Below are 12,519 nucleotides of genomic sequence, written 5' to 3' on the forward strand. Positions count from 1 at the left end.
TTACTCTGAAACAAAAATAAAATTACACGGTCCAACCCCAATGTTCTCATCATAAGTGGCAATTTTAACTCCATTGGTTCCATAAACCTCAACAATCCCGGGGTTCTCATAATCAGGTGCAATTCCAATATACAAATCCCCATTATCAGGATTTACAGTCATCCCATTGGGGGTTACATCAGCAAAAGTCTCCTGTGGCAGTTCAGTGGCATCAACCGCCATTTCCCAAACGCCGGAAAATCCATAAGCCCCGCCAAAATAAAAACTTTGCCCATCAGCAGCCATCTCTATTCGGGTTGCTTTACCATAGACCGACTCATCCGGAAGAAAAGTCTCCTCTACTTCATATGTATCGGGATTTATTTTGTGAATACCTGCCTCCGTAGACATAACAATAGCCCAGTTTTCATCATATTCGGTATAACCGGTAGACAATACCCATACATCTCCGTTTCCATCTACCACTAAATCCTGAGGATTGTCATTCACTTCAATCTCCTCTTTAACCAATCCCTGGCTTACATCAACCACAGAAATAATAGTATCGCGTCCATATCCTCCACAATTCGCAACCCAAAGTTCACCATTAACCATGGCCAATCCTTCTGGTCCGGCTCCCACCTCAATAGTATTTATTACCTCAAGTTGCACGGGATCGATTACCGCCAGTTCCCCTCCATTGCCCCATTGAGAAACGTAAATCAAACCATTGTTAACCAGCGCGTAACGGGGATTAGAAATACTCTCTGAGATCTCCTTCACAGATTCAAAATTCTTATTATTAACCACCATTACGCTATTGGTCTTATTCAATACCAGAAAAGAAAGAGTATCAACAGAGACCATATCCTGCAACACATCACCTAATATTTGCACATCATTTCTATTGGTAAATATATTTCCGGCAACTGAGTCATCTGAAATAAAAGAAACCGAGGCATTTGCGGCATTCATCAGGCCCTGATTCAGCACAAAAACGCCATTCACAAAATCACCTTTCACCTCAAACTCATCAACCGAATTATCGTCATTTTCACAAGCAGTAAATAATATCAGCAAGGACAAACTCAAAACTTTAAGCAAGTTATTGCTACAAACAAACTTTTTAAATTGTTTCATCTCAGTCATCATTTTAATTTTTTAAATGGTTATATTCAAATTAATTCGATAATTTCGTGGTGGCATCGCATACCAGGCAACCACCTGATATTCTGCATTTATTAAATTATTAACCTTCACAGATATATCGGCACAGATACCTGATATATCCAATTTATATCCAACAGAAGCATCGAATAATGCGTAAGCATCAAGCTGGCTGTCATAGTCATAAAACCGCTCTCCGTTATAGCTCCCGGCAAGAGTGGCATAAAAACGCTTCCTGGTGTAACTAAAAAGACCATTTATTTTGTGCCTGGGCACATAAATCATCTGCCGCCCATTGTATTCGTCATTAGAAGAAAGAGTTGATTCCACATAGGTATAAAAGCCCCTTAATGCCAAATGATTGCCCCCAAAACCAGCACTCATGTGAAAACCTGCTTCAGCCCCAAGAGTTTCTCCTACCCGCTTGTTATGGGGCATCCATTTACCTCCGTTTTCCGGGAGCCAGACAATAATATCTTCTGTGCGGGAAGCGAAAAAAGCAGAGCTCAGCCTGGTTTTTATGCCGGCTGCAATAAATGAAAAATCAACTCCCAAATCTCCCGACCAACCTGATTCAGCCTTCAATTCGGGATTTCCCTTAGAATATCCGTCCTCTTTCCAATAAAGATCATTAAGATTGGGAATTCGATAATTCTTAGACACATTCCCTTTCAATTTCAATGTTTTCACCAATGGATGTTCAACCCCAAAAGAAAACACGACAGGCTGAAAGTCATTGTCTGTCATTTCCTCACGAAAACTCAAAACAATGGCCCCTCGTCCTTTTGATAATCCATAACGACCAGATGCAAATGCTGCCATTCTGTTACGTACAACATCTCCCTGATAACCATCGGACTCAGCCAATTCGTAAGTGTAATTAACTCCGGCATTTATTGAATGATGTGTTCCGAGTCTTAATTTGTATTCCCCCTCTGTTATCCACGAATATGAATTATTATCCGATTGAGGATCTGCAAGATCGGGATTTGAATAAAGTATCTTATTTCGGATAAACCCCTGTTTTAATTTCAGGGTTCCGTTTTTATAGTAATGTTTAAAATTGACCGAAGCCAGGATATTTTTGTCCTTTTGATTGGTATCTCCCGGTTGACGACTGGTCATAAGCGTTTGAAGATCTTTATCATAATCCTGATACCAAAAACCCGTTGTAAGAAGAGACCTCTCAGAAATCCGCCATTGATTCTCCTGCAATACACCATATTGTTTAACTCCTGCATTGGTTTGTCTTTCTTCGGGCTGCCCAATTCGTGAAGTATTGGTATAAGTAAAATCATTATCGGCTTTTTGCCCAAAAACGGAAAGGCGACTCGCAAACTTATTACTACCGCTCTTTATATCAGCATTCAACGACTTAAAACCATAACTACCCACTGAACCTGAAGCATCCATGTAATTCTCCAAGCCTAAAATTTCGTTCCCGGACAAATGGATAACACCTGACACAGCACCACTTCCGAATAAAGTACCTGAACCGCCGTGCTGAACTTCCACATTATTAAAAAATCCAACCGGCATAACCGAAAGGTTTACTCCACCACTCATGGGACTTTGAATATTCAATCCATTCCACATTACAGCCGTATGATCTGTTCCTCCGCCCCTTATGCTGACAGAAGCAAGACCTCCGGCTCCGTAGGTTTTTAATGAAACACCAAACGTATTAGAAAGCAGGGAGGCCAGTGATTCTTGCCTATGCATCTTAACCAACGCAGAATCCGGAGATGAAACAGTTGCTCCAACAGCGTAATCCTCAAGTCTGGAGGAAACTACACGCACTTCCCGTAGCTTAACCGGATCCTCCTGAAAGAAATCCTGAGCAACGGCAGCAAGCGAGCTTGCCATAAACAGGCCAATAAAAGCAATTCTTAAATACATAGTCACAAATGATTAAAGCTGTATTAATCATTCGCAACATCCGGTTTTAGTGAAAATAGAACGGAAATATTCATGTTCATATCTTCGCTTTTCACCCGAAAGCTACGAATAGTATCACTGGCAGGTCTTCTGGCTTGCTCTGGTTTGAAAAGCCTTCCCGAAAACATTCTTTGATCATCTGTGACAACCAAAAGATGTTTTTAGTGGCAAAAGTGTTTTTCAAACCTTAAAAAGAGCTTACAGCTGCGGGGACAGCTCCGGATTTTAACCGGATTCCCTATTATTCGAATTTTCTGAATGAAAATCACGAACCAGTTTCGGAGGACAAATGTAAGTTAAAATTATCGTAGAAAAACAAAGAAGGCACATAAAAAACCAATCCACTCTTGCAGCAGCACTGATTATCAAAGCATAACACAAATCGCCAAACCACCAATATATCTATTCTCAAAAGCCTCCACCAATCAAATATTTAGATTAAGAAACTGTTTAAATTTTGTTTTTGGAAGATATTTTTGAAGAATTGACTAAATTAACTGACAGGGATCAAGATGCAAAGAGCTCGACCTGCAAAAGAGCTGGAGGATGTTGACCCCTTATCAGGGATCTTAGGGGGAGATAGTCCATCCAATCCCCGGGACTTTTGCCAGAGCCTGTCCCGACAAATTCGGGAGGGTTATTCGGATTCGCCGCTTTCAGCGACAGGGAGGTTCTTCTGTATGAGAGGGGCTTTTTAAGTGTTCGATGTTTCTTGTACGTTCCTGATAAGAGGCCAACTATTCCGGGTATTGTAGAGGGTTATGAGATGTTGGCCTCATTCAAAAACTAATCATATCCATATATTCACCCCTGGCAGGTGTGCCCGGGGTTATTTAAATCTGCCCCTCTGTCTGCCCTGCTTACCGCCAGGAAGGCATTGGTGGAATTTAATAAAATCGCCATTTTAAACTACAGTCTATTCATCTTGAAATCAACCCTTTATTAACAGATCAAACATAAGCAACGAATAAGGTTATCCCAGTTAAAAATGAACCGAGTACCATTAGCAGATGTTTATTAAAAAAAGAAATTAAACCTGACTGTTTAATTGTAAAAAAACACTTATGTCAACCTATCTAATCATAAACATTCTGGTCATCATCATCCCCTTGTTGTTCAGCTTCGATAAAAAAGTGGCTTTCTTCAGAACATGGAAATATTTTTTCCCTGCGATGCTCACTACAGGTGCTTTTTTTCTTATTTGGGACATATATTTCACACACATCGGTGTTTGGGGATTTAATGAAGCCCACCTTATGGGGATCAACATATTAAACCTACCCATGGAAGAATGGTTGTTTTTCATCACAGTTCCTTATGCAGTAGTATTTAGCTACAGAGTACTTAACGCATGGGCTCCCATGATCGAACATCCGGAAATGCAACGGACAGTCAGTTATGCTTTGTTGGTATTATTAATTGCCGGGGCGGTACTTTACCATGACCGTCTTTACTCAGTCGTAACATTCAGCCTTGCAGCCATTTTCGTTTTAATCACGGAATGGTTTTTAAAAGTCTACTATCTCTTGCACTTTTATCGTGCCTACCTGATTGCATTGATTCCATTTTTAATTACCAATGGAGTTCTTACAGGTTTTGGCCTTGAAGAACCTGTTGTCTGGTATAATGACAGCATGAATTCCGGTATCCGCTTTATTACAATCCCCATGGAAGATACAGCTTATGGGTTTTTGTTAGTAGGCATGAACATCAGCTTCATGGAGTGGTTCGCCCCGGGGAAGGGATCAATGCCGAAGTTTCCTGGTTTTAAAAACAAACAAAAACAAAGATCCAAGTCCCATTAGAAGTGCAAGACTGTATCCCCACCCAATATCAAGGTTTAAGCCTCCATTGGCAACAGGAGCTACTAACAAATAACTGATACATACTATCGTCATGAAAGTTCCAGGCAAGGAAAGCATCCAGTGCTTTCGTCCGGATTTGGCAAGATACATCGCTCCTGTCCATAGCACAATAACTGCCAGCACCTGATTTGAAAGCCCCAAAAATTTCCAGATCTTTTCAAACTCCATCTGCGACAAAACAAACCCGATGGCAAACAAAGGCAAGCTAACCCATAGCCTTTTTTTAATGCCTGATTGATCCAATTTAAGCACGTCTGCAATGGTTAACCTTGCACTTCTAAAAGCCGTATCCCCTGTTGTAATAGGGCATGCAATAACACCGATAATGGCAAAAACCGCTCCCACAGCCCCCAGCCACGACCGGCTGATTTCATTTACCACCCAGGCCGCATTATGCCCTTCAACTTGCATGGTTTCATTCAATTCCCCAACCCCTCCGAAAAAATTCATTGCTGCCGTAGCCCAGATGATGGCAACTATACCTTCTGCAATCATGGCACCGTAAAAGACATGGCGGCCATGGCTTTCTATTTTTATGCACCGGGCCATCATAGGAGCCTGGGTGGAGTGAAAACCACTTAGAGCCCCACAGGAAATAACGATAAACATCATAGGGAAAAGAATATTTTCAGTAGGGTTATGATGCCAGTTTTTAAAGCTGTCCGATCCTATTTCCTGAATATTCAATTGTCCAGTAAGTCCAAACCAAATCATTGCACCGGCAATCCCAGCCGCCATGATCAACAAAGCTGCTCCGAAAAGCGGGTAAATACGTCCTATAATTTTATTAATGGGCAGCAGAGTTGCTATCAGGTAGTAAGCAAAAATAATGTAAAGCCAAACTTTTAACCCTCCCTGAGTAAGTGTTGACAAAAGCCCTGCAGGCCCCGATACAAAAGCTACACCAACAAATATTAAAAGCAACAACGAAAAAAGCCGCATGAAATTTTGAAATCCCGGGCCCATATATTTCCCTACTATCTCGGGTATGCTGGCTCCATTATTTCTTATGGAAAGCATTCCTGAAAAATAATCATGCACAGCTCCCATAAAAATACAACCGAAAACAATCCATATGTAGGCCGCAGGACCGTACTTAGCTCCAAGTATTGCTCCGAAAATAGGCCCAAGTCCCGCAATGTTTAAAAACTCAATGGTAAAAACCTTCCAGGTTGGCATTGGAACATAATCCACCCCGTTATTTTCTTTTAATGCAGGAGTTTGATTGGCATCATTGGCACCAAAAAACTTTTCAACAAACTTTCCATAAACAAAAAAGCCACCAATAAGGCCCAGAATTGACATCAAAAAAGTAACCATACTGCTAATGTTGCTGTTTTCAGATCACAAAGGAATATATAAAAGCCATTTAATCAAACACTCTTATAATAGTTTCGCACTATACTTTTTCTTAAGTAGTGTTTGCAAGAAAACGACAATACTACTAAAATTTTATCCTAAAGAATTTCCCAAGTGCAAAGCTAATTGTGATTCCAAACAAACATCCTTGCACCTTATTCTTGTCAAAGCACCCCCAATGTACTGATGCGTAGAAATATAAGCATTTCTCTGCAGGCACTAAACAGTATTTCAAACATTTTGCTTTCATACTATCTTCCTGCAAGGCAAAATTTTGAAGCATAGCCATCGCTACGGTGAAAAATTTTAACGATGCAGAAAGGGGAAAAGGGATGTAAAATATGAAATGGTATTTTGTGATGGCACTATTAGGGACTTAAGCATATAAAAGACCAGCTATCCTTGAAGAGAATTCATCACTTTTGTCAATAAAAAAGCCGGCTGAATGTATCAGCCGGCAATTTATTTTTATATAGGTCAGTTGAAATGTTAAAATTAGAAACCGGGATTTTGATCTGATTCTTCAATCGCATTATTAGCAGCAACTTCAGTTTGAGGTATGGGAAGCAATTCATGCTTTCCTGAAACAAATCCCTCACCGGACAATTCACTTTCAGCATCTCCCCAGCGTACCAAGTCCCAATACCTAACCCCTTCAAAGGCTAATTCAAGCTGGCGCTCATCCTTAATAGCTTGACGAAGCTGTGTCTGACTCAAACCTGATAATTCAGGTAATTCGGCCCTTACACGCACTTTATTCAATTCCGTCAAAGCTTCTGAGACCATTCCATCCTCATTATATGCCTCGGCAGCCATGAGCAGAACATCAGCGTATCGAAGCAGTCTCCAGTTGGTTGTGTAATTTAACTCGGCAATAGCTTCTGTGTTGGTTTGGGTAGCGTAGGTACCATACTTCAGCCTAAGGTAACCACCATAGTCGTGAGCATCGGAAGCGGCCATGCTTCCCCCTGCAGCAACAAATTCGTCTTCACTCATAAGAGAATTTTGATAACGAGGTCCATTATCCCCCATAGTTTCAAAAGCCAAGCCAATTTTTTCAGTGGGCAAATTAAAGCCCCAGCCGGCAATCATCCCTATGGCATCAAGATTCTCAAACAAGTTTCCACGAGGTCCCATTAACTGAACGTGGATATTGGCTTCGGCATCTCCGCCCCATCCAAAATTGCCCCAATCATATCCTTCCTGGGATGTGTACACAATTTCAAATACAGACTCGGGTCCATATTCAGAGACTCTTTTCCACACGTCTCCAAAGTTTTCCTCAAGTCCAAACTCGGTACCTTCTTTGTCAATTACATCACTCAAAACACCGTGTGCCGCAGACCATTTTTCCTGATAGAGATAAACCTTTCCAAGAATTGATTGAGCTGCTCCTTGAGAAATTCGGAATTTTTCCTGTTCCGGTAATTCGGATTTCAAAGGCAATACTGAAATTACCTCTTGTAAATCCTTCTCAATAGCGGCATAAATATCAGACTTAGGCGTTCTCGGTTTATGAAAATCAGCAGTGCTGACCGGATTCTCAAAATAAAAGGGAACGTCACCAAAAAGCGTAACCAGCTCAAAGTAATTCCAGGCCCTCAACACTTTAGCTTCGGCTACAATTTGTGCTTTAAAATCATTGGAAGGATCAGTGCTGTTTATGATGGCATTACTGGCATTGACAGCCTTATAGAATCCCTCCCATATTCCTGCAATAACAGGATTATCTGAAACATGGGCAAAATCATCAAGATTTTGATACGGCAACTGGTCACTTTCGGATGAACCTGCATTGACATCGTCAGCAGGAAGGTTCTTTACAAAGAATGCACTGTTCCAATCTCGTCCATAATTCCATTGCATTAAATCATAAACACCAATTAGAGTTTGAAAAGCTTCTTGATCACTTTCCGGGAAGTTTTCAGTTGAAGCCCTTCCAACAGGGTCAACTTTCAAAAATTCCTCACTACATGCCGACAACAGTAACAATAAAGCGGCCGACAACCCTATAAATAATATATTTCGTTTCATTTTTTCAGGATTTTTGGATTAAAAATTAACCGAAAGACCAAACATCATTTTTCTTGGAATGGGATAAACCCCACGGTCAACACCCTGGCTTTGATTATTGCTACTACCTGCTTCCGGATCCAGTCCTTTATAATCAGTAAAAGTAAAATAATCATCCAACGATATATAAATCCTGGCTTTGCTCATTCCAATTTGCTGAATTAAATCCACGGGCAGATTATATCCTAACTGAATTTGTTTGATTCGGGTATAGGATCCATCCTGCACCATATAATCACTTCGATAAACATATTCACTACTGGCTTCGGCACGTGGCATCGAAGCATTTGTGTTAGACGGTGTCCATCTGCCATCAAATAAATATTTAGGCTTATTTGATTCAGCACGATCCGGACGGAACCAACCGGTATATATTTCATTTCCTTTGGTTCCCTGCAGGAATACCCTAAGATCAACCCCCTTGTATTCGGCCGAGATACTTGCACCATACAACAAATCAGGATGGGGATCTCCAATATTGGTCATATCAGCAGGAGTAATATCACCGCTATCATCGGTATCGACGATATTTGGCAAACCTGTATCAGCATCAATTCCATCAGTTTTATAGCCATTGAAATACCAGATGGGTTCTCCCTCTGCAAACCAGGTAATATTGTACCCTCTGATATTGGCACCAGCAATTGGCGCATCCGTTTTCAGATAAGTCACCTCATTCTTGAGAGTAGATAAATTCAGGTTCGCAGAAAGATTAAAGTCACCAAATGAATCATTGTACCCAAGCTCAAATTCGAACCCGGAATTGGAAACGTCTCCCCCATTCACAAAAGGAAAATCGTTACCCACTGACAAAGGAAATGGAGCTGTAACAATCAGGTCCTTGGTTTGCTTATCGTAGTAATCAACAGACAAATTCATCTTCCTGTCTAAAAACCGCATATCAGCTCCAACAGAAAGCTGCTCGGTACGCTCCCACTTAAGATCATCATTAGTAAGTTTCTCAATTTGTGCCCCTGAAAAATAACCATCTTCATTGGCATTTGGATAAAATATTCCGGACACGGTCCACCAGGCTTTATCTTCAGTTCCTGTCAAAGCTGAGATACTGCCGTTTTGGCCCCAGCTGGCACGAACTTTAAAATAGTCCATAAATGTATCATCCCAAAAAGATTCTTCAGACATCACCCAACCAATTGAAGCGGCAGGAAATATGGCTCCTTTGTCATTTTCGGGGAAAACGCTGGCTGCATCGCGACGAACAGATGTTTGAAACATATATTTTCCCAGATAGTTATATGACAGACGACCATAAATAGAAGTCATTGTCTGCTCTTCCAAACCTCCACCTACAACATCATTGTCACGTGAGGTGGTAAAGCTGTGATAAGCATATCGATCACTCTCTTTAAGCATTGGGGATGAGTACAGAGTCCAGTTGGGATGTAACCTCTGTTCGGCTGAATATCCTCCCATCACAGTAAGACTGTGATCGTTGAATGACATGTCATAAGTGGCAAAATTCTCCCACAACCAATTAAAATACTTATCAATGTCATCATTAATGGAAGGAGTTACATTCTTATTATCATCAAAGAAATAAAAGGTTTCATTCCAATTATGATTTTGTTGATAAGTAAGATCCAAACCTAATCGGGAAGTAATAGTCAGGTTATCAATTGGTTTCACATTAGCAAAAACGGTTCCGGTCAACTGATCTCTTGTATAAACACGATTATACAATTCCAAACGGGCTACCGGGTTCCCAATCTCACCTGTCGTATTCAGCGGCACAGCATAAAAGCGCCCCTGATCATCCTTTACAAGAGGGTTGCCCGCAGCATCTAAATCCAGCAAGCTTTGAGGTGTTTCACCTTCTTCATAAAGAACAGGAGTCGTTGGATCTACCAAAAGAGCATTAACAATGGGACTGTTATACTCATCGTCCTCTAAAATCACATTTCTTTTGGAGTGAGTATAACTTAAAGTATTTCCAACCTCAATCCAATCTTTAATATCGTGAGATGAATTCAACCTAAAAGTCAGTCGCTCGTAGGCTGCTTTTTCGCCACCAACAACACCGTCCTGTTGATTATAGGAAACTGAGGCCAAAAAAGAAGATTTCTCACCACCGCCTGTAAAACTTAAGTTGTGGCGCTGCATAGGAGCTTTTTCAAATATTTCATCAAGCCAGTTGGTTCCATTTCCAACATTGCCTGGAACAGTAACATCAGTCCCTTGCTCATCCATATATTGAGCATATTCCTGAGCATCCATCAGCTCCATCTTGGTATCAACATCCTGGATACCATACTGGAAGTTATAAGAAATTTTTCCTTCCCCTTTCTTTCCTTTTTTGGTATTAATGATAACAACACCATTGCCACCCTCTGATCCATAAATTGCAGAGGAAGCAGCATCTTTCAGAACTTCGATGGATTCAATATTGGAAGGAGCAATGTTTTCAATACTTCCCACCTTCATTCCGTCTACAATGTAAAGCGGGTCGGAATTGGAGTTTGAATTGGTTCCGCGGATGCGAACTTTGGCACCTGAACCAGGAGATCCGGATGTAGGCAATACTGTCACCCCGGCGGTTCTACCCTGCATCGCCTGTTCTACGCGGCTTGCAGGAGCATTTGCCAGCTCTTCTGCATCGACACTGGAAATAGCTCCGGTGACCAAAGATTTTTGTTGCACCCCATATCCAACCACGACTACCTCATCCAGATCGGATGTCTGTTCCTGTAAGGAAACATCAATAGTTGTTTGGTCGCCAACAGGAACCTCTAACGTTTGAAATCCAATAAAACTAAACTGGAGGACATCGTCGGCAGAAGCCTGAATTTGATAATTACCGTCAACATCGGTAATTGCTCCCTGCAGGGTCCCTTTAATTACTACATTCACCCCGGGAAGAAGTCCTCCCTGAGTATCAGTCACCGTTCCGGTAACCGTTTTTGTTTCCTGGGCCAGAGATTGAATGGTGCACAGGAAAGTTGCTCCGAGAGCAATCAACAGACCGGTAAGTATCTTTCTACCACCGGATTTGACCTTTTTTAACAGGTCGCCTTCCAAAAAAGATCGAATCTTTTTCATAGATTTGCAATTTACAGGTTTTTAACAAAAAAAGTTAGAACTATTGTAGGGGATGAAATCCGGGCCAACGCCAATTTTTCCGGATTTTCATCCCTTTTTTGATACAACTATATCCTCATGATTTATTGATTTTTCATTTGTTGAGAAAACAACACTTTATCACAGTCAACTATTCCTCATTTATTTTTTTGATTTCTTTTTTGCAGTTTCTGCATTCAATACATCCTATTCTTACCATTCTGCCATTCAAAACCAGCAATAACCAAAAAATTTTCAAGCATTTTTATTAATTGTTTCAATAACACTAAGGTACAAAAAATATGTAACTATCAATTAATTTTTGTGTTTTTTTATCAATTTCACCAAATTAAATACTCATTACCAAAAACTTCCCACTCAACAAAATACATTAAATACAGCCTTAATAAAGTTTCCATATTACACTTACCAATTATAAAAAACACTAAATTCATGAATCAGCAAGCCCGGAAAATTTCCTCCGGCATCTATACAAAACTCACCCTGGAACGGGAGTCGATTTATCCCATTTCCACAACAACGTCATGTTCTTTTCCATCGAAAATCTTAACAACATTGCCTTCCGTCTCTATTCCATCAACAGTCATCCGCACTACTCCATTGGTAACAGGATTGGTGCTTTCGACCTTAATAATAAAAGTTGTTCCTCTAAGTTTCCGTTTCACCGAAAAACCACTCCACTCAGGGGGAATACAAGGATCAATCCTCAACCCGTCATAATCAGGCTGAATTCCCAGGATGTGGCGGGTAATGGCATAATAGTTCCAGGCTGCTGTTCCGGTAAGCCAGCTGTTTTTGGCTTCCCCGGGTTTGAAGGCATCTTTTCCGGCAATCATCTGGGCATACACGTATGGTTCTGTGCGGTGCAGATCGGAGATTTCTTCCAGGTAGGCAGGACAAATCTTTTTGTAGTATTCCCAGGCTCTTTCACCACGGCCAATATTGGTCTCACCGATCATGATCCAGGGGTTGTTATGGCAGAAGATTCCGGCATTTTCCTTATAACCGGCCGGATAGGTGGAAATCTCTCCATACTCCACCA

General features: G+C 41.0%; 7 protein-coding genes and 1 riboswitch. Of the genes, 1 reads left to right on the forward strand and 6 read right to left on the reverse strand.

The annotated features are described in order from the left end of the window. Together DDZ16_RS19655 and DDZ16_RS19660 are read right to left on the reverse strand one after the other, a co-directional pair. Positions 1–1,119, reverse strand: a complete 1,119-nt coding sequence (locus DDZ16_RS19655; RefSeq protein WP_232526827.1) for a YncE family protein — start codon at positions 1,117–1,119, stop codon at positions 1–3. 21 nt (positions 1,120–1,140) lie between these two features. Continuing rightward, positions 1,141–3,045: a TonB-dependent receptor plug domain-containing protein gene (locus DDZ16_RS19660; protein WP_109266196.1), complete on the reverse strand. Its 1,905-nt coding sequence runs from the start codon at positions 3,043–3,045 to the stop codon at positions 1,141–1,143. Between the two features lie 102 nt (positions 3,046–3,147). Further along, positions 3,148–3,376: riboswitch (cobalamin riboswitch) on the reverse strand. A gap of 772 nt (positions 3,377–4,148) precedes the next feature. Here DDZ16_RS19660 and DDZ16_RS19665 point away from each other — a divergent pair. Beyond that, a complete protein-coding gene (locus DDZ16_RS19665) occupies positions 4,149–4,889 on the forward strand; it encodes a lycopene cyclase domain-containing protein (RefSeq protein WP_109266197.1) in 741 nt (246 codons plus the stop codon). Here DDZ16_RS19665 and DDZ16_RS19670 read toward each other — a convergent pair. The 4 genes from DDZ16_RS19670 to DDZ16_RS19690 all read right to left on the reverse strand — a co-directional run. After that, positions 4,830–6,269: a carbon starvation CstA family protein gene (locus tag DDZ16_RS19670; RefSeq protein WP_109266198.1), complete on the reverse strand. Its 1,440-nt coding sequence runs from the start codon at positions 6,267–6,269 to the stop codon at positions 4,830–4,832. The two genes, DDZ16_RS19665 and DDZ16_RS19670, sit on opposite strands and share 60 nt — an antisense overlap. Positions 6,270–6,803: 534 nt before the next feature. After that, entirely contained in the window at positions 6,804–8,342 is a 1,539-nt protein-coding gene (locus DDZ16_RS19680; RefSeq protein WP_109266200.1) for a RagB/SusD family nutrient uptake outer membrane protein, read from the reverse strand. 18 nt (positions 8,343–8,360) lie between these two features. Next, positions 8,361–11,438, reverse strand: coding sequence for a SusC/RagA family TonB-linked outer membrane protein (locus DDZ16_RS19685; protein ID WP_109266201.1), 3,078 nt, complete (start codon positions 11,436–11,438; stop codon positions 8,361–8,363). A 539-nt stretch (positions 11,439–11,977) separates the two neighbouring features. Further along, on the reverse strand, positions 11,978–12,519 hold a 542-nt coding region (locus tag DDZ16_RS19690), incomplete at its 5' end, for a GH36-type glycosyl hydrolase domain-containing protein (RefSeq protein ID WP_394340331.1).

It is taken from the genome of Marinilabilia rubra (genome assembly GCF_003121985.1).
In the GTDB taxonomy this organism is placed as follows: domain Bacteria; phylum Bacteroidota; class Bacteroidia; order Bacteroidales; family Marinilabiliaceae; genus Marinilabilia; species Marinilabilia rubra.